At 73.0% G+C, this 18,076-nt stretch carries 15 protein-coding genes; 4 read left to right on the forward strand and 11 right to left on the reverse strand.

Translation table 11 applies throughout. From position 1 onward, the window contains the following. Positions 1 to 26: 26 nt before the first annotated feature. Genes AAC134_RS18810 through AAC134_RS18820 form a run of 3 tightly spaced genes read right to left on the reverse strand, consistent with a single transcriptional unit; the run spans position 27 to position 3,249 of the window. Positions 27 to 1,376: an 8-oxoguanine deaminase gene (locus AAC134_RS18810; RefSeq protein WP_339950670.1), complete on the reverse strand. Its 1,350-nt coding sequence runs from the start codon at positions 1,374 to 1,376 to the stop codon at positions 27 to 29. 2 nt (positions 1,377 to 1,378) lie between these two features. After that, positions 1,379 to 2,023, reverse strand: coding sequence for a LysE family translocator (locus AAC134_RS18815; protein ID WP_339950671.1), 645 nt, complete (start codon positions 2,021 to 2,023; stop codon positions 1,379 to 1,381). Positions 2,024 to 2,061: 38 nt separating this feature from the next. After that, positions 2,062 to 3,249, reverse strand: coding sequence for a urate hydroxylase PuuD (locus AAC134_RS18820; protein WP_339950672.1), 1,188 nt, complete (start codon positions 3,247 to 3,249; stop codon positions 2,062 to 2,064). A gap of 143 nt (positions 3,250 to 3,392) precedes the next feature. Here AAC134_RS18820 and uraD point away from each other — a divergent pair, with 143 nt between their 5' ends. Both uraD and AAC134_RS18830 read left to right on the forward strand, forming a co-directional pair. Continuing rightward, positions 3,393 to 3,914, forward strand: a complete 522-nt coding sequence (gene uraD / locus AAC134_RS18825; protein ID WP_339950673.1) for a 2-oxo-4-hydroxy-4-carboxy-5-ureidoimidazoline decarboxylase — start codon at positions 3,393 to 3,395, stop codon at positions 3,912 to 3,914. 138 nt (positions 3,915 to 4,052) lie between these two features. Further along, a complete protein-coding gene (locus AAC134_RS18830; RefSeq protein ID WP_339950674.1) occupies positions 4,053 to 4,685 on the forward strand; it encodes a VPLPA-CTERM sorting domain-containing protein in 633 nt (210 codons plus the stop codon). Between the two features lie 139 nt (positions 4,686 to 4,824). On the opposite strand, the gene AAC134_RS18835 is transcribed toward AAC134_RS18830, so the two are convergent. Further along, entirely contained in the window at positions 4,825 to 5,730 is a 906-nt protein-coding gene (locus AAC134_RS18835) for a histone deacetylase (protein WP_339950675.1), read from the reverse strand. Further along, positions 5,730 to 8,813 carry a bifunctional [glutamine synthetase] adenylyltransferase/[glutamine synthetase]-adenylyl-L-tyrosine phosphorylase gene (locus AAC134_RS18840; protein ID WP_339950676.1) on the reverse strand — a complete coding sequence of 1,028 codons (3,084 nt, stop codon included), beginning with the start codon at positions 8,811 to 8,813 and terminating at the stop codon, positions 5,730 to 5,732. The genes AAC134_RS18835 and AAC134_RS18840 overlap by 1 nt, the downstream gene beginning before the upstream one ends. Before the next feature lie 125 nt (positions 8,814 to 8,938). On the opposite strand from AAC134_RS18840, the gene AAC134_RS18845 reads away from it, so the two are divergent. Beyond that, on the forward strand, positions 8,939 to 10,165 hold the full coding sequence (locus tag AAC134_RS18845; protein WP_339950677.1) for an MFS transporter: 1,227 nt from the start codon (positions 8,939 to 8,941) through the stop codon (positions 10,163 to 10,165). 4 nt (positions 10,166 to 10,169) lie between these two features. Here the strand turns inward: AAC134_RS18845 and AAC134_RS18850 are convergent, their stop codons facing one another. The 3 genes from AAC134_RS18850 to AAC134_RS18860 form a co-directional block, all read right to left on the reverse strand. After that, entirely contained in the window at positions 10,170 to 10,856 is a 687-nt protein-coding gene (locus AAC134_RS18850; RefSeq protein WP_339950678.1) for a DUF1638 domain-containing protein, read from the reverse strand. Between the two features lie 214 nt (positions 10,857 to 11,070). Next, positions 11,071 to 11,778: a B12-binding domain-containing protein gene (locus tag AAC134_RS18855; RefSeq protein ID WP_339950679.1), complete on the reverse strand. Its 708-nt coding sequence runs from the start codon at positions 11,776 to 11,778 to the stop codon at positions 11,071 to 11,073. Between the two features lie 220 nt (positions 11,779 to 11,998). Beyond that, on the reverse strand, positions 11,999 to 12,433 hold the full coding sequence (locus AAC134_RS18860; protein WP_339950680.1) for a SufE family protein: 435 nt from the start codon (positions 12,431 to 12,433) through the stop codon (positions 11,999 to 12,001). A gap of 413 nt (positions 12,434 to 12,846) precedes the next feature. Between AAC134_RS18860 and AAC134_RS18865 the strand changes: the two genes are divergently transcribed. After that, entirely contained in the window at positions 12,847 to 13,416 is a 570-nt protein-coding gene (locus tag AAC134_RS18865; protein WP_339950681.1) for a hypothetical protein, read from the forward strand. 439 nt (positions 13,417 to 13,855) lie between these two features. On the opposite strand, the gene rnd is transcribed toward AAC134_RS18865, so the two are convergent. From rnd to aspS, 3 genes are all read right to left on the reverse strand, one after another. After that, a complete protein-coding gene (gene rnd / locus AAC134_RS18870; RefSeq protein WP_339950682.1) occupies positions 13,856 to 15,022 on the reverse strand; it encodes a ribonuclease D in 1,167 nt (388 codons plus the stop codon). Positions 15,023 to 15,148: 126 nt separating this feature from the next. Next, positions 15,149 to 15,943 carry a hypothetical protein gene (locus tag AAC134_RS18875; RefSeq protein ID WP_339950683.1) on the reverse strand — a complete coding sequence of 265 codons (795 nt, stop codon included), beginning with the start codon at positions 15,941 to 15,943 and terminating at the stop codon, positions 15,149 to 15,151. 163 nt (positions 15,944 to 16,106) lie between these two features. Next, a complete protein-coding gene (gene aspS, locus AAC134_RS18880) occupies positions 16,107 to 17,891 on the reverse strand; it encodes an aspartate--tRNA ligase (RefSeq protein WP_339950684.1) in 1,785 nt (594 codons plus the stop codon). Positions 17,892 to 18,076: the final 185 nt, after the last annotated feature.

Raw genomic sequence — 18,076 nt, forward strand, 5'->3', positions numbered from 1 at the left:
GCGCGGACGGCGCATTGACCTGCGCCCTACCCCTCCGCCAGCCGCCGCGCCAAGGCCCGATGCGTCTCGACCTCGGCCCCGAACCCCGCCATCGCGATCCGGCCCTCGCGGACCACGGCGCGGCCCTCGACATAGGTCTCGCGCGCGCGGGCGTCGGCGCAGAGCAGGAGGGCGGCGAGCGGGTCCCAGGCGCCGGCCTGGGCGAGACCGTCGGTCGCGAACACCGCGAAGTCGGCGCGCTTGCCGACCGTCAGCGCGCCGAGATCCTCGCGCCCCAGCACCCGCGCGCCGCCGAGCGTCGCGATCTCCAGCGCCTCGCGCGCGCTCATCGCGTCGGCCCCGCGGGAGACGCGCTGCAGCAGCATCGCCTGGCGCGCCTCGCCCAGCAGGTCTCCGCCGTCGTTGGAGGCGGAGCCGTCAACCCCCAGCCCCACCTTCACGCCCGCGTCGCGCATGGCGCGCACCGGCGCGATGCCGCTGCCGAGCCGGCAGTTGGAGCAGGGGCAATGCGCGACGCCGGTGCCGGTGCGCGCGAACAACGCGATCTCGGAGGCGTCGAGCTTCACGCAGTGGGCGTGCCAGACGTCCTCGCCGACCCAGCCGAGCCCTTCGGCGAAGTCGCCGGGGCGCTGGCCGAATTTCTCCAGCGAATAGGCGATGTCCTCGTCGTTCTCGGCCAGGTGGGTGTGCATCATCACGCCCTTGTCGCGGGCCAGCAGCGCCGAATCCCGCATCAGCCCCGGCGAGACCGAGAACGGCGAGCACGGCGCCACCCCCACCCGGATCAGCGCGCCGGGCCGCGCGTCGTGATGGGCGTCGATCACCCGGATGCAGTCCTCGAGGATCGCGGGCTCGTTCTCGCACAGCGCGTCGGGGGGCAGGCCGCCCGCGCTTTCGCCCACGCTCATCGAGCCGCGCATCGCGTGCAGGCGCACGCCCAGGCGCAGGGCCGCGTCGATCTCGTCCTCGAGCCGCGCGCCGTTGGGGAAGATGTAGAGGTGGTCCGAGGACAGGGTGCAGCCCGAAAGCGCCATCTCGGCCAGACCGATGAGCGCGGAGGAGTGGATCTCCTCGGGCCCCATGCGGCTCCAGATCGGATAGAGGGACTGCAGCCAGCCAAACAGCAGCGCGTCCTGCCCCGCGGGGACGGCGCGGGTCAGGGTCTGGAACAGGTGGTGGTGGGTGTTGACCAGCCCCGGCGTCACCACGCAGCCGGAGGCGTCGAGGATCTCGTCGGCCTCGGCCGGCAGGGTCGCGGTCGGCCCCACCGCCTCGATCACCCCGTTGCGCGCGAAGAGGCCGCCGCCGGCGATCTCGCGCCGGGTCTCGTCCATCGTCGCCAGCACCGCGGCGTTGCGCACCAGAAGCGTGCCCATCCTCAGGCCCTCTGCATCGCGAGGCGGGCGGCGAGGCCGAGGAAGATCGTCCCCGTCGCCGCCTGCATCGCCTGTGTCATCCGCCGCGAGCGCGCCAGCGCCCGCCCGATATGGCCCGCCGACAGCCCCACCGCCCCGTTGATCGCCATGCCCCCGATCCCCAGCACCGCGCCGAAGACCAGGAACTGCACCAGGATCGAGCCCGCCTCGGGCCGCACGAACTGGGGCACCAGCGCCAGCACGAAGATCCCCACCTTGGGATTGAGCAGGTTCACCAGCAGTCCCGCCCGGAAGGCCGCGCCGGGGCGCATCGCGGCGGCCGAGGGCCCTCCGCCGATGCCCTGCCCCCGCGCGAGGTCCCAGAAGGCCCGCCCCGCCAGCCAGACCAGGTAGGCGACGCCGGCCCAGCGCACGACCTCGAAGGCCAGCGGGTTGGCCGCCATCAGCGCGGCCAGCCCCACGCCCGCCGCGGCCGCATGCACGAGGCTGCCCGCCGAGATCCCGGCCGCCGCCGACACCCCCGCCAGCGGCCCCGAGCGCGCGCCCTGCCCCAGGCAGAACAGCATGTCCGCCCCCGGCGTCAGGTTCAGCGCCAGCGCCACGGGGACGAAGAGGGCCAGCGTCTCGGGGGCGACGGGAAGGCTCATCGGGCGGGGCTCCGGGGCGAGGGCGACATGGCTCCGCCCTACTCCGCGGGCGCGCCGGCGCGCAACCAGGCGCCGAGCACCGCGCGCTCTTCGGGGGTCATGCCGGTCTCGTTGCCCAGCGGCATGATGTTGGACATCACCGCCTGGGCCAGCATCTTGGGCGCATGGGCGCGGATCTGGTCGAGATCGTCGAACATCACCCCGCCCGGCGCCTCGTCGAAACCCTCATGCGTCGGCCGGGCGGCATGGCAGGTCGAGCAGTGGCTGGCCACCACAGCCATGGCCCGCTGCGGTTCGAGATCGGCCTGCAGCTGGTCGGGCCGCCAGGAGGACAGCCACATCATCCCGATCAGCAGGAACGAGGCCAGCGGCAGCTGCCAGCGGATCGCCCAGCCGTGCCGGCCCATGTCGTGGTTGTTGAAGAAGTGGCGCACGATGCCGCCGATCGCCAGCACGAAGGCCACCATCACCCAGTTCAGCGGATGCCCGAAGGCCACCGGATAGTGGTTGGAGATCATCATCGCGACGACCGGCAGCGTCAGGTAGTTGTTGTGGGTCGAGCGCAGCTTGGCGATCTCGCCATAGGCCGGGTCGGGCTCTCCGCCCGCCTTGAGGACCTCGACCACCTTCTTCTGGTTGGGGATGATCACCATGAACACGTTGCCCGACATCATCGTGGCGATCAGCGCTCCGGTGTGCAGCCAGGCCGCGCGGGCCGAGAACACCTGCCCATACAGCCAGCAGATGAACACGATGGCCACATAGAGCACTGCGAACAGCAGCGGCGGGTTGGCCTTCAGCGGGCTCTTGCACAGCCGGTCATAGAGGACCCAGCCCACGAACAGCGACCCGGCCGAGATCAGCACCGCGAGCGCGACAGGGATGTCGGCGACCGAGCGGTCGATCAGCAGCCCCTCGGCCCCCCACCAGTAGGTGACGGCCAGCATCACGAAGCCGGTCAGCCAGGTCGAGTAGGCCTCCCATTTGTACCAGTGCAGGATGGCCGGCATCTTCTCGGGCGCGACCGAGTACTTGCGGATCTGGTAGAAGCCGCCGCCGTGCACCGACCAGCTTTCGCCCTTCACCCCCTTGGGCAGCTCGGGGTCGTGGCGCAGCGAGTAGTCCAGCGCCATGAAATAGAACGAGGAGCCGATCCACCCGATGGCGGCCACGATATGCGCGGCCCGGACCAGAAAGCTGATCCAGTCGTGAAAAAGCGCCTCCATGGGCAGCGTCCCCCGTATGCGGTCTTTATTTCCTGGGAGGGGAGGTTATCTGCGCAGGACCGCCCCGGCCAAGGGCGTTTCGCGCTCGCCACGGGCGCTTCGGCGCCGCAGCACGGCGTCGCCCGCTGTTTGAAGGAGACGCCATGTTCGTGTTCCCCCAGGCCCCCGCCGAGATGACCCGCGACGCCTTCGTGGCGCGGTTCGGCGGCGTCTACGAGCATTCCCCCTGGGTGGCCGAGCGCGCCTGGGACGCCGGCCTGGGCGAGGAGACGGCGACCGCGGGCGGTCTTTCGGGCGCGCTGCACGCCCAGGTGGCGGCGGCCAGCGAGGACGAGCGTCTGGCCCTCCTGCGCGCGCACCCCGACCTCGCCGGCAGGCTGGCGCTGGCGGGGGGGCTGAGCGCCGACTCGACGGCCGAGCAGGCCGGCGCCGGCCTCGACCAGTGCAGCCCCGACGAGCTGGCAGAGTTCCAGTCCCTCAACGACCGCTACCAGGCCCGCTTCGGCTTCCCCTACATCCTTGCGGTGAAGGGCCGTCACCGGGAGCAGATCCTGGAAAACTTCCGCGCCCGCGTCGAGGCCGAGCCCGAGGCCGAGCGCGCCGAGGCCATCGACCAGGTCCGCCGCATCGCCCTCCTGCGGCTGGAGGCGATGGCGGAAAACTGAACGGGGCCCGCGACTTCCGCAACGGAAGATGCTGATGGCCCGACATAATCCTTGCCCGTCATTCATCTTTGGGGCTAACGTTCATCATCTTCAGAGTCCCTGACAGTCAGTCAGGCTGCGTATCCGGGTGTGCGTAAAATGCTTCGACCGATCACTTTCGCATCGCTTCTCGTTCTGGCTCTGTCCCCGCTGGCGCCGGCGCAGGCCGTCGTCATCTTCGACAGCGGGGTGGACGAGAGCAATGCGAACGACAGCTCGCCCGCCTATCTCGCCCAGTACGAAATCGCGACCCAGTTCGACCTGACCTCGGAGGTCACGGTGCGCGAGGCGACGCTGCTGGGCTCGGCGGAATCGCCTGCAAGCTTCACGCTCAACTTCTATGCCGACGCCGCCGGCGCGCCGGCCGCCACGGCAAGCTACAGCTTCGCCGTCGCCTCGGCCGACTACAGCACCGCCTCTGCGACAGGCGGGCGGCTGACCTATACGCTCGACTTCTCCGATGTGGTTCTGGCCGCTGGCACGTGGTGGTTTTCGGCCTACGCGTCCTCGGCCTGGTCGTGGGGCGCGGCCAATCCGACATCGCTTGCCACCCAGTACCGCACCGCCGGCAGCGAACTGAGCTGGACCGCCTACAACCGCGGCCATGCCTTCACGCTGAGCGACGGCGCCGCCACGACGCCGATCCCGCTGCCCGCCGCCGCGCCACTTCTGGCCGCCGGGCTCGCCGGACTGGCGCTGGTGTCCCGCCGCCGCAGCCGACGCGCCGCCTGACCCCGCCCCCGCGCGCCCTGGCCGGAGGGCGGCGGGGTGGGTGGGCGGGAGCCGGCCTCCGGGCAGGGCGCGCGGGGGCGCCGCCGCAAGGCGGGATCCGCGAACGGCCGCCGCAGCAAGCGCTTGCGGATCGAAGGCGTCACGCGGCGAGCGTCGCGGCCTCCTCGAACAGGATCGCGTGGCGGGCGGCCAGTTCGTGCGGATCGCGCGAGTAGCCCCCGCCCAGCGCCGCGGCCACCGGCAGGCCCCGGCCGCGCAGCGTCTCCAGCACCAGCCGGTCCCGCCGCCGCAGCCCCTCGAGGCTCAGCGCCAGCCGCCCCAGCCGGTCGCCCTCCCACGGATCCACCCCCGCGTTATAGAAGACCAGATCGGGCGCCGCCCGCTCCACCGCCTCGTCCAGCGCCGCGGCGAGCCGCGCGAGATAGTCGTCGTCGCGGATCCCGTCCTCCAGCCCCACGTCGAGATCCGAGACCGCCTTGCGCGCCGGAAAGTTCTTCTGCGCGTGGATCGAGAAGGTGAACACCCGCGGATCGCCCGCAAAGATCCAGGCGGTGCCGTCCCCCTGGTGCACGTCGCAGTCCACCACCAGGATCCGCGGGGCCGAGCCCTCGTCGGCCAGCGTCCGCGCCGCCACCGCCACGTCGTTGAACACGCAGTAGCCCGAGCCGTAGTCCGGCCCCGCGTGATGCGAGCCCCCGGCCGCGTTCACCGCCAGCCCCCGGTCCAGCGCCAGCCGCCCCGCCAGCAGCGTCCCGGCCGAGGACAGCTGCGCGCGCCGCGCCACCGCGGGAGTCGAGGGCAGGCCGATGCGCCGCGTCTCGGCGGCGTCGAGCGTGCAGGCGATGACCCGCTCGACATAGCCGATGTCATGGGCCCCCGCGACCTGCAGCGCCTTCAGCGGCGCGGGGGCCAGCCAGCCGCCGGTTTCCATCAGCCCGCGGGCCTCCAGCGCCTCGCGCAGGTAGAAGTATTTCGACATCGGGAACGGGTGGTTGGGCCGCAACGAGACCACGTAGTCGGGATGCCACACGATGGGCAGACGCATCAGCCGCCCCCCGCCTTGCGCCCTGCCCCACCGCCAGACCCGCCGCCAGCCCCGCCGCCGGATCCGCCGCCAGCCCCGCCGCCGGGCGCCTCGCCGCCGCCCTCGCCCTCGTCGCTCCCGGGCGCGGGCAGCAGACGGTCGACCACCTCGGCGGCGGCCTCCCGCGCCGCCGTCAGCCGGGCGGCGAGCGCATCGATGTCGGCCTCGCCCGACACCCTCAGCAGGGCGGCGATCGGGCCGGGGCCGGCCGCGGCGGGGTCGAAGGCGCCGCCGGTGGCGACCCGCAGGGCCTGCAGCAGACGCGACTGGAGGTCGTGAGCCTCTGCCAGCACGGCGACGTCGGCGGCCGCGAGTCGCCCCGCCGCCTCGAGCGCCGCCAGCGCGCGGGGGGCCGAGGCGCCGCCCATCGGCAGCGTGGCCTTGTCCTCGCCGCTCGGCGGCGGCGCGTCCTCGTCGCCCGGCGGGGGCGCGTCCTCGTCGCCCTGCGACGGCGCGTCCTCGTCAACCGGCGGGGGCGCTTCGCCTGCCGCGGCCAGAAGGGCCGCCTGGGCCGCGAACTCGATGTCCATCAACCCGCCCCGGTGGCGCTTCATCGCCCAGGGGTCCTCGCGTCCGCCCTTGTCGGCCTCGGCGATGCGCGCGCGCATCTCGGCCGCGCCGGTCCAGGCCTCGGAGGCAGGTCGCGCGAGCCGCAGCGCCGCCTCGACGGCGGCCGCCACGTCGGCGCGCAGATCGTCCCGCCCCGCCACCGGACGCGCGCGGGTCAGGGCCATCCGCTCCCAGGTCCAGGCCCGCTCGGCCTGGTAGTCGCGGAACCCCGCGATCGAGGTCGCCACCGTCCCCTGGCGCCCCGAGGGCCGCAGCCGCATGTCGATCTCGTAGAGCTCCCCCTCGGCCGTCTTGGCGGTCATCGCCGAGATCAGCGCCTGGGTGAAGCGGGCGAACCAGGCCGGCGAGGACAGCGGCCGGGGGCCGTCCGAGGACTCCTGCCCCGCCGCGTCGTAGAGCACGATCAGGTCGAGGTCCGAGGTCGCCGTCATCTCGCCCGAGCCCAGCCGCCCCATCGCAAGAACCGCGGCGCCGCGCCCCGGAGGCGGCCCGTGGCGGCGGGCGAACTCGGCCTCGACCAGCGGGAACAGCGCCCGGATCGCGGCCTCGGCGATGGCCGAAAAGCCCTGCCCGGCCTCCTCGGCCCCCGCGATGCCGCGCAACAGCTGCACGCCCATGCGAAACCGCATCTCCTTGGCCCAGGCGCGGGCGGCGTCGAGCTGACGTTCGTAGTCGTCCTCCCGCCCCAGCCACTCGGTCAGCTCGGCGGTCAGGGCGTCGGCGTCGGGCAACGGCTCGAAGAAGTCGGTGGCCAGGATCGCGTCGAGCACGCGCGAGGATCGCCCCAGCGCCTCGGCGAGCCGGGGGGAGGCCGCGCAGACCTCGGCCAGCAGGTCGATCAGCCGGGGGTTCTGCTCGAACAGCGAGAACACCTGCACGCCGGCCGGCAGGCTCGAGAGGAACCGGTCGAACTGGGCCAGCGCGTCGTCGGGCGAGGCGGCGGCGTCCAGCGCCTGCAGGATCCGCGGCTCCAGCCCCGCCAGCAGCGACCGCGCGCGGGTCGAGCGGGTGGCCGGGATCGCGCCCTGCCGCCAGCGGTCGATGATCCCCTCGGCGTATTCGGGCCGCTCGAACCCGCGCGAAGCGAGGTCGGGGGCGGCCTCGCGCGCCGAGGGCGCAGGCGCGCCGGGAGGCTGGAAGAACGCCTCCGAGATCGCCGAGACCCGCTCCATCCGCGCCAGGATGTCGGCCTCGAAGGCGTCGCGGTCGGCCCAGCCGGCCAGGGCCGCGACCCGGTCGCGGGCCTCGGGGCCGGTGGGCATGGTCTGGGTCTGGCGGTCCTCGATCATCTGCAGGCGATGCTCGAGCTCGCGATGCGCGACATAGGCGGCGTCGAGCTCGTGGGCCGCCTCCTCCCCCACCCAGCCGGCGGCGCTGAGCGCCCGCAGGGCGCTTCGGGTGCCGCGGTCGCGCAGCGCGGGGTCGCGGCCGCCGCAGATCAGCTGGCGGGTCTGCACGAAGAACTCGATCTCGCGGATGCCGCCGCGGCCGAGCTTCACGTTGTGGCCGGGGACGGTGATCGGGCCGCCGCCGCCGCGATGGGCGCGGATCCGCTCGCGGATGTCATGGGCGTCGCGGATGGCGGCGAAGTCGAGAAAGCGCCGCCACACGAACGGGCGCAGGCGGTTGAGGAAGGCCTCGCCCGCCGCCACGTCGCCGACCGAGGCGCGGGCCTTGATGAAGGCGGCCCGCTCCCAGGTGCGGCCGAGCGATTCGTAGTAGCGTTCGGCCGTCTCCATGCCGATGCACACCGGGGTGACCGAGGGATCGGGCCGCAGCCGCAGGTCGACGCGGAACACATAGCCCTCGCCGGTGGGTTTGGAGAGCAGCTGGCTGACCCCCTGCACCACCTTCACCAGGCGCGAACGGGCCTCGGCATAGGCCTCGGGGTCGTGGCGCTGCTCATCGAACAGGAAGATCAGGTCGATGTCGGAGGAATAGTTCAGCTCCCGCGCGCCGCCCTTGCCCATGGCGAGACCGAACAGCCCCGCCGTGCCGGCCGCGTCCTCGGGGTCCAGGGTCAGGCGGCCGCGGGCGAAGGCGTCGGCGAGAAGGCCGCGCAGGGCGCCCTCGACCGCGGCGTCGGCGAAGTCCGACAGCCCCGCCGTGGTCGCGTCCAGGTCCCAGACCCCGCCCAGGTCCGCAAGCCCGGTCAGCAGCGCAAGCCGCCGCTTGCCCCGGCGCAGGATCCCCGCGCGCTGGGCGGTGTCGGCCTGGGCCACGGCGCGGGCCTCGGCGATCAGGGCCTCGAGCGCAGGCTCGGGCGGACCGGTCAGCGCGTCGGCCAGCCATTCGCGCTCGCGCCCGATCAGGCCGTGCAGGAACGGCGAGGAGCCGCCCGCCCCCTCGATCAGCGGGCGAAGTTCGGGCGCGCAGAGATGGGCCGAGAGCGCCTCCCACGCCTCGGACCCGCGGGCGGGATCGTGGGCGAGCGGGGCGCGGTTCAGGCGGGAGGCGAAGGGCTGGGCTGTCATGGGGGCATCCTCGCCGCCGGGCCGGGCGTGTCAACGCGCGAGCGTCGGCGCCCTCGGGCCTTGCGCAGGGGAAGCGCGAGGCGCATCCATAAGGAAAGCACACTAAAAAGCCGGAGGAATCGCCCGTGGCCGCCGCCATCCCATCCGTCGCCGTTTCGGCGCCCCATCGCTACCGCTGGGTTGTGGTCTTCGCCGCCGCGGTGCTGCTGGCGCTGAGCATGGGGCAGATGGTCAACGGGCTGTCGGTGTTCTTCGTGCCGCTGGAGACCGAGTTCGGCTGGGCGCGAGGCGACGTGGCGCTGATCAACACTGCCGGCGTGGTGGGTCTGGCGGCGGGGGGCATCGTGATGGGGCGGCTTGCCCCGCGCCTCGGCACGCGGGCGGTGTGCCTGTTCGGCGCGGTGGTGATGGGCCTGTGCGTGACTGCGGCCAGCCAGGCGCAGGCGCTGTGGCAGTTCTATGTGCTGTTCGCGGTGGCGGGCGCGCTGGGGGGCGCGGCCTTCTTCGCGCCGCTGATCGCGCTGGTGGGCAACTGGTTCGTGGCCGGCGCCGGCATGGCGCTGGGCATCGCCTCGGCCGGCCAGGCGCTGGGCCAGGGCGCGGTGCCGCTGCTCTCGGCGATGATGATCGAGTCCCTGGGCTGGCGCGGCGCCTTCATGGGGCTGGGGGCGGCGACGCTGGCGGTGTGCGTGCCGCTGGCGCTGCTGATGCGCGAGCCTCCCGCGCCCGCGGGCGGGGTCGCGGGGGCGGACATGACCTTGCCCACCGTGCTGCCCCACCGCACGGTGGTCGCGCTGATGAGCGTGGCGGTGGTGGGCTGCTGCACGCTGATGTCGGTGCCGCTGATGCATCTCGCGCCCCTGATGCAGGGCTGCGGTCTGGCGGCGACGGATGCGGGCGGGGTGATGGTGGCGATGCTCGCCTCGGGGATCCTGGGGCGGCTGGTTTTCGGGCGGCTGGCGGACGTGATGGGGGCGCTGCCGGCCTATGCCACGGCCTCGTTGTGGCAGACGCTGATGGTGTTCGGCTTCACGCGGTTCGCGACGCTCGACGGGTTCTACGTCTACGCGGTGCTCTACGGCTTCGGCTATGCGGGCGTGATGACCGGAGTGCTGACCACCGCGCGGGCGCTGTCGCCGGCGGCCAGGCGCGCCTCGGCGATGGGGATCATCGGCGCGTTCGGCTGGCTGGGCCACGGCATCGGGGGCTGGCAGGCGGGGGCGCTGTTCGACCTGACGGGCGGCTACGAGGCGGGCTTCGGCGTGGCCCTGGCGGCCGGGACGATGAACCTCGCGATCCTCACCGGGCTGATGGTGTACCTGCGCCGCGCCGGCGCGCCGGCGGCGGCCTGAGGGTTCAGCCGGCCCTGGCGAGGAAGCCCGCCAGGTCCCCATAGCCGGTGAAGCGGCGTTCGTGCGCGAGGCCGAGGCGGGCCGCGGCCTCCTCGGCCTTGGCGTCGAGCTCGGGGTCCTCGACCTGGGCGAGATGCACGAGGGTGGTGTAGTTGCCGAAGATCATGTCGCGCAGCTCGGGGTGGCGGTCGAGGCCCATGGGCCGCCAGACGAAGGCGTCGAACTGACGGACCAGGAAGTCGGTCAGGTAGAAGCAGGTCATCTCGGCGTCGCCGCGGGCGGCGAAGATCTCGTTGCCGTCGAAGAAGCTGTAGCAGTGGGGACCGGGGATCATCTCGACGCCCAGCTCCGCGCAGCGTGTCGCGAGCAGGCCGCCGGTGCCGCAGTCGGCGTAGATCACCTTCACCGCGTCGAAATCGCCGAGGGCGCGGGCGCGGCGCACCTCGGCCTCGACCGCGTCGGGGATCAGGTCGGGGCGCAGGTGCAGCTGGGCCGGCAGGCACTTGAGGTCGAGATGCGTCCAGTCGTTGAGGCGGATCAGGGCCAGGATCTCCCGCGCGAGCGCCCCGCAGGCGATCAGGCGCACCCGCGGCGCGCCCTCGGGCGCGGCGGCCGGGGCCGAGAGGCCCTCGACCGTCAGGGCGCCGTCGTCGAGCCCGGGCGCGACGGGCGGGGGGGTGTGCGAGGTCATCGTGTCCTCCGCGCGGCGACGGGTCGTGGTCAGGTGCGGGGCGGCCCATCGAGCGTCGGGGCGCCCTCCGAGCGACCGCCCCCGATCGAGGCCGCCGCAGCGCGGCCCCCGCGGCGCCCGGGGTCGCGAGATCCGGGGGCGTGAGGACCGTGAGCTTGCGGTGCGGGGGCGAGAGCCCGTGCGACGGAGCGCCCTTCGCCAGGCGCGCGGGCGATCAGCCCGCGGGGACCTGGTTGTGCTTGCGCGCGGCGACCAGCGTCTTGGCCGTCTCGACCGCCACGGCGGCGTCGCGGCAGTAGGCGTCGGCGCCGATGGCGCGGCCGAACTCCTCGTTGAGGGGGGCGCCGCCGACGAGCACGATGATCTGCTCGCGGAGCCCCTTCTCCTTGAGCTGGTCGATGACGACCTTCATGTAGGGCATGGTCGTGGTCAGCAGCGCGGACATGCCCAGGATCGCGGCCTCCTCCCGCTCCAGCGCCTCGAGGTAGTTCTCGACCGAGTTGTTGATCCCGAGGTCGACCACGTCGAAGCCCGCGCCCTCCATCATCATCGACACCAGGTTCTTGCCGATGTCGTGGATGTCGCCCTTCACGGTGCCGATGACCATGGTGCCCATCTTGGGGGCGTCGGTCTCGGCCAGCAGGGGGCGCAGGATGGTCATGCCGGTCTTCATGGCGTTGGCGGCGAGCAGCACCTCGGGCACGAACAGGATGCCGTCGCGGAAGTCGTCGCCGACCACCTTCATGCCGGCGACCAGCGCCTCGGTCAGGACCTTGTAGGGCGCCCAGTCCCGCGCAAGCAGGATGTTCACGCCCTCGGCGACCTCGTCCTTGAGACCGTCGTAGAGGTCGTCGTGCATCTGCTGCACGAGCTCGTCGTTGTCGAGCTCCGAAAGGACGATGTCGTCGTCTTCGTCCGCCATGGCCTGGCCTTTCTGCGTCTGGACGGCGCGCCGGGCATCCGGGGCGTCGCGCGTCGCGGTCGTTGCGGGGCACGATAGAACGCTTGCGCAGGCGACGCACGGCGGAAACGCGACGCAATGTCCTCGTCCCGCGTCGTCGAGGGCGGCCCGCGGGGCGTTTCGGCCGTCGTTCGGGCGGGCGGCGCCCCGGTTTCGCTGCGCCTGCGAAGGGGCGGGCGGCTCAGGCGCCCGCAGCGTCGGCCTCGGCGAGCGCGCGCAGCCGCGCGACCATCGCGCGCAGGCCGTTGGAGCGCTGGGAGCTGAGATGCTCGGTCAGGCCGAGGCGGGCGAACTGGGCCTGGGCGTCGGTGTCGAGGATCTCGCGCGCCGGGCGGCCGGAGTAGAGCGCGCGCAACACCGCGATCAGGCCGCGCACGATCAGCGCGTCCGAATCCCCGTCGAAATGCAGGAGGCGGGGGGCGCCTTCCTCGATCCGCGGCACGATCCAGACCTGGCTGGCGCAGCCGTCGACCCGGGTCTCCGGGCCCTTGAGGGCGTCGGGGAGCGGGGGCATCTTCTTGCCGAGGTCGATGACATGGGCGTAGCGGTCCTCCCAGTCGTCGAGGAACTCGAAGTCGGCGGCGATGTCCTCGAAGGCCTGCGGGGCGTCGGTCATGGCGATCTCCTGATTGGGCTCCACCTAAGGCTCCGCGGCCGGCGCGGCAACACCCCCTGGCGTACGTCCGGGACGGTCGGGGCGGCCCTCGCGTCCGCTGCGCGGCCGCAACGCCCCGCCCGACCGTCCCCCTCGCGGGCGCGGGTCGGCCGGCGACGCGTGAAGGCGGGCCGCCGCGGGCGTGGGGCGGGGCCGGGGCGTGGCGGAAACCGGGGGCGGGCCTTTCCTTTCGGGGCGCGCTGTGGCGTGATGCGCGCCGCCGCCAGCAGCGGCGCCGGGGCCTGCCTTTTTCTTTCGGAGCGCGCGGGCGCGGCGGGCCTGAAGGCCAGACGACGAGCGCAATGACGGGGACGACGAGCATGGTTCTGCGGCGAGGAACGCGCGGATGGGGACGGCCGGCCGCGGCCGCGACGATGGCGGCGGCGCTGACGCTGTCGGGGTGCGGCTGGGGGGAGGAGGAGGCGCCGCCGGCCGACGCCGGCACGCCTCCGGCCGAGGGAGCGCCCGGCCCCGCCGGCCCGAGCTACGTCTACCGCCCCGCCTCCAGCGTCGAGTCGCTGGAGATCGGCCACACCTACCGCGGCCGCCTGCTGACCGCGCATGGCACGGCTCCGGCGACCGGCTGGTTCCGCGCCGCGCTCGAGCCGCGCAACGCCGGCCGGCCGGGGCCCGACGGTTTCCTCGAGTTCGACCTGGTGGCCGCGCCGCCCGAGCTGAACGGCGGCGAGCCGGGAACCCCCGCCCGCCTGCCGATCCGCGCCGACCGCACGATTCCCGCGGCCGACCTGGTCGGCGCGCAGGGCGTGCGGGTCTATGCCGGGGGCAGCGCGGCGGCTCTGCGGGTGACGGTGTCCCCGACCCAGGCTTCCCAGACCACGGGGCCGCGCACCCAGGCGGTGTTCACCCCCGTCGCGCCCACCCGCGACACCGAGACGGGCAACGACGCCTCCGCCCCGCCGACGCCCCCGCGCATCGGCCAGTAGGGTCTTCGGCCAGTAGGGTCTTCCGGCCGCCGCGGTTGGGCAACCCGCGGCGGTCTGGCGGGCGCCGCAAGGCGCCCGAGACAGGCCGCGGCGGACGGAACCAGCGACGAGCCCGCGCCGAAGGCCGCCATCCGCCGCTCCCGGGACCCTGGCCTGAAGACGCGGCCACCCTCCCGCCCGGCGGCCTTCGCCCGACCCGTCGCCGCCCCTCAGCGAGCGCCTCGACCGACCCGCCGCCTGGCGCCCCGTCGCCGCGACGGGGACGGCCGGGCGGGGCGATGCGGACGCGCAGCGGACGCGAGGGCCGCCCGCGCCGGACGCAAACGCCAGCGGGCGGAGCCGGCCCTCGCCCGCTCCGCCCGCTCGCCTCGCCCCGCAGGGCGCGGCCGTCACCTCGCCCCGCAGGGCGCGGTCAGTCAACCCGCCCCGCAGGGCGCAGTCAGTCGTCGAACTCGACGATCTCGATATCCGTGCCGTTGGCGCTCAGCGCGATCTCGCCGCGCTTGAGCTGCAGGGCCAGGTTGCCGAAGGCCGCCCGCCGCCAGCCCGACAGCGCCGGCACGTCCGGCTCATCCTCGGCGGCGATCAGGTTCAGGTCCTCGGACGAGGCCAGCAGCTTGGGCGCCACCCCCAGATCCTCGGCCCGGCTCTTGAGCAGCACCTTCAGAAGGTCGATCAGCGCCTCGGACCCCTTGCGCGAGGCCTTGGGCGCCTCCCGCTCGGGCGTCTCGTCCTCGGGCGTCTCGAGGCCCCGGGCGACGGCGGCCAGGATCTCGCGGGCCACGTCGCCCTTGCGGGCCTCCCGCTGCAGGAAGCGCGAGCGCTGCAGCTCGTCCATCGAGGTCGGGCGCGCCGAGGCGATCTCGAGCAGCGCGTCGTCCTTCATCAGGCGCGAGCGGGGCACGTCACGCTCCTGGGCGCGGCTCTCGCGCCACTCGGCCAGGGCCGAGGCCACCGCCAGGAACCGGGGCGAGGAGGAGCGGGTCTTCAGCCGCTTCCACGCCTCGGTCGGCTCGTTGCGATAGGTGGCGGGGTCGGTCAGCACCGCCATCTCCTCGCCCACCCAGGGACCGCGGCCGGAATCGCGCAGCTCCTGGTCGAGGTGCAGGTAGATGCGGCGCAGGTGGGTGACGTCGGCGACGGCGTAATTCAGCTGCTTCTCCGACAGCGGCCGCGCCGCCCAGTCGGTGAAGCGAGAACTCTTGTCGAGCCCCTGCTTGCAGATCTTGCGCACCAGGGTCTCGTAACCCACCTGGTCGCCATAGCCGCAGACCATGGCCGCGACCTGGGTGTCGAACAGCGGCTCGGGGATCAGGTCGCCGAGCTTCCAGAAGATCTCCAGATCCTGGCGGGCGGCGTGGAAGACCTTGATCACCGAGGTGTCGCGCATCAGCGCGAACAGCGGCTCGAGATCCAGGTCCGTCCCGATCGGGTCGATGATCGCCGCGGTCTCGTCGCCCTCGCCCGGATAGGCCACCTGCACCAGGCACAGCTGGGGCCAGTAGGTCCGCTCGCGCAGGAACTCGGTGTCGACGGTGACGAAGGGGTGCTTGGCGCAACGGTCGCAGAACTCGGCGAGCGCCTGTGTGTCCTTGATGACATTCATGAGGAAGGCCGGTCGTCCTCCGGGAGCAAGCGGGGCGCGGTCATCGCGCCCGGGTGCGTGGGGCTATAGACCCAATTTGCAAGCGGGCACAAGCGCGGCGGACCCTGGCGCCCCCTCTCTCGCGCTTCACAGCCCCTCGAACGCGCGCGCCGTGTGCTCGACAAGCGCCGCGTCGCCCGGGTTCAGCGCCCGGATCCGGGCGGCGAGCGCGGGGTCGAGGCTGTCGATCCCCGGACGCCCCCGCGTGCGGCGCACATGCCCGAGCGGGGGGAAATCGATCCCCAGCTTCTCGCCGATGCGCGTCACGAACCGGTCGATCTGGGGCAGCGCCGCCGCGAGCCACAACTGCGTGTCCACCGCCGCGCGGGCGGCCTCGAGATCGGGCCTGCCGTCCGCGAGCTGCCGGCACTGGTAGTCGTGCTGATAGACCTCGGGCCGCGCCTCGATCGCGGCCACGAACTCGGCCAGCTCCAGGTCATAGAGCCGGTGGTCGAGACAGTCCGAGCGCGCCCGGTCCCGCTTGCCCCGCATGAAGGCGTGGTCCGAGAGGAACCGCTCGGCCGGGTCGCGCAGGATGGTGATCCAGTGGCGCGGCCGCGGGCTGGGCGGCGCCTGGCCCAGGATCATGTGCGCGCCGTAGAAGGGCTGGTCCTCCATCAGGTGGACCGGTCGCCCCGCCAGCCTGCGCCCGAGGATCCCGAGATCCTCGGCCAGGTTGATCGCCGCCCGCCGCAGCGGTCCGTGCAGCGCCAGCACGCCCGTCTCCGACCGCTCGGCCGAGCCCCAGGGCGTGCGCATCGGCGCGTGCGCCCCCAGCCCCTGCATCAGCGAGGCGGCAAGCGCGGTGCCGGCCGTCTTTCGGATATGCACGAACACGATCTGGTCCGTGGCCGGATCTGGCGTGACCTGATGATAGAGCAAGAGCGGGCTCCGAGGCAGGGGAAGGCGCCCCGCCGGTATCGCATGGCGCAGACGCGAGAGCCAGACGCCGGCCCGGCCCGCCCCCTGCGCGAAGGGCGCGCCGGAGGCCCGGCGCGCCCCTGACGCGGCGCGTGGATCGGCGCGGGTCCTGCCCGCCCGGCGCTCAGTCCCGCGGGATCAGCCGCAGGCCGAGGTCGCGGAGTTGCTCGTTGGTCGCCTCGGAGGGGGCCTGCATCATCAGGTCCTCGGCGCGCTGGTTCATCGGGAACATGATGACCTCGCGGATGTTCTCGGCGCCGGCCAGCAGCATCACGATGCGGTCCACGCCCGGCGCGATGCCGCCGTGGGGGGGCGCGCCGAACTTGAAGGCCGAGAGCATGCCGCCGAAGTGGTCGTCGACGAATTTCTGGTCATGGCCGACGATCTCGAAGGCCTTGTACATGATCTCGGGCTTGTGGTTCCGGATCGCGCCCGAGCTCAGCTCGACCCCGTTGCACACGATGTCGTACTGGAAGCCCTTGATGTCGAGCGGGTCCATCGTCTCGAGCGCCTCGAGCCCGCCCTGGGGCATCGAGAACGGGTTGTGCGAGAAGTCGAGCGCGCCGGTGTCGGGGTCCTTCTCGTACATCGGGAAGTCGACGATCCAGGCGAGCTTGAACTCGTTCTTCCAGTCGTCGTTCGGCTGCAGGTCGGCCCAGATCGCGTTGCGCGCGCGGCCTGCGACGTCGATGAACTTGGCGGGCTCGCCGGCCAGGAAGAAGGCCGCGTCGCCGAGCGACAGGCCCAGCTGCTGGCGGATGGCTTCCGTGCGCTCGGGCCCGATGTTCTTGGCGAGCGGACCGGCGCCCACGGTCTCGCCCCCCTCCTCGCGCCAGAAGATGTAGCCCATGCCCGGCAGGCCCTCCTTCTGCGCCCAGGAGTTCATCCGGTCGCAGAACTTGCGGGAGCCGCCGCCCGGAGCGGGGATGGCGCGGATCTCACTGCCCTCCTGCTCGACGATCTTGGCAAAGATCGCGAAGCCGGAGTCGCGGAAGTGCTCGGAGACGATCTGCATCTCGATCGGGTTGCGCAGGTCGGGCTTGTCGGAGCCGTATTTGAGCATCGAGTCCGCGTAGGGGATGCGCGGGAACACCTTCGACACGGGGCGCCCGCCGCCGAATTCCTCGAAGACGCCGCGCATCACCGGCTCGATGGCCTGGAAGACGTCCTCCTGCTCGACGAAGCTCATCTCGATGTCGAGCTGGTAGAACTCGCCCGGCGAGCGGTCGGCGCGGGGGTCCTCGTCGCGGAAGCAGGGCGCGATCTGGAAGTAGCGGTCGAAGCCCGCGACCATGATCAGCTGCTTGAACTGCTGGGGCGCCTGGGGCAGCGCGTAGAACTTGCCGGGGTGCAGGCGCGAGGGCACCAGGAAGTCGCGCGCGCCCTCGGGCGACGAAGCCGTCAGGATCGGCGTCTGGTACTCCAGAAACCCCTGGTCGGTCATCGAGCGGCGCAGCCAGGAGATCACCTTCGAGCGCAGCACGATGTTGTGGTGCAGCTTCTCCCGGCGCAGGTCGAGGAAGCGATACCGCAGGCGGGTCTCCTCGGGGTATTCCTGCTCGCCGAAGACCGGCAGCGGCAGCTCCTCGGCCGCGCCCAGCACCTCGATGCCGCGGACATAGACCTCGATGTCGCCGGTCTCGAGCTTGGGGTTGCGCAGGTCCTCGGCGCGCGCCCTGACCGTGCCGTCGATGCGCACCACCCACTCCGAGCGCACCTTCTCGACATCCTTGAAGGCCGGGGAGTCGGGATCGCAGAGGACCTGGGTCATGCCGTAGTGGTCGCGCAGGTCGATGAACAGCACCCCGCCATGATCCCGCACGCGATGCACCCAGCCGGAGAGGCGGACGTCCTGGCCGACGTGCTCGGCCCGGAGCGCGGCGCAGGTGTGGGAGCGGTAGGCGTGCATGATCATCCCCTCGGGAGGCGTCGGAAGCGGTCGGAAGGTCGGCGAGGGGCATCACCGACCGGCCCCCCGATGTCAAGGGCGGCGCGCCCGCGAGCGCGGGTCAAGGGCGGCGCGCCGGCGGGCGCGGGTCGAGGGCGGCGCGCCGGCGGGCGCGGGTCGAGGGCGGCGCGCCGGCGGGCGCGGGT

It is taken from the genome of uncultured Albimonas sp. (genome assembly GCF_963977235.1).
Taxonomy (GTDB): Bacteria; Pseudomonadota; Alphaproteobacteria; order Rhodobacterales; family Rhodobacteraceae; genus Albimonas.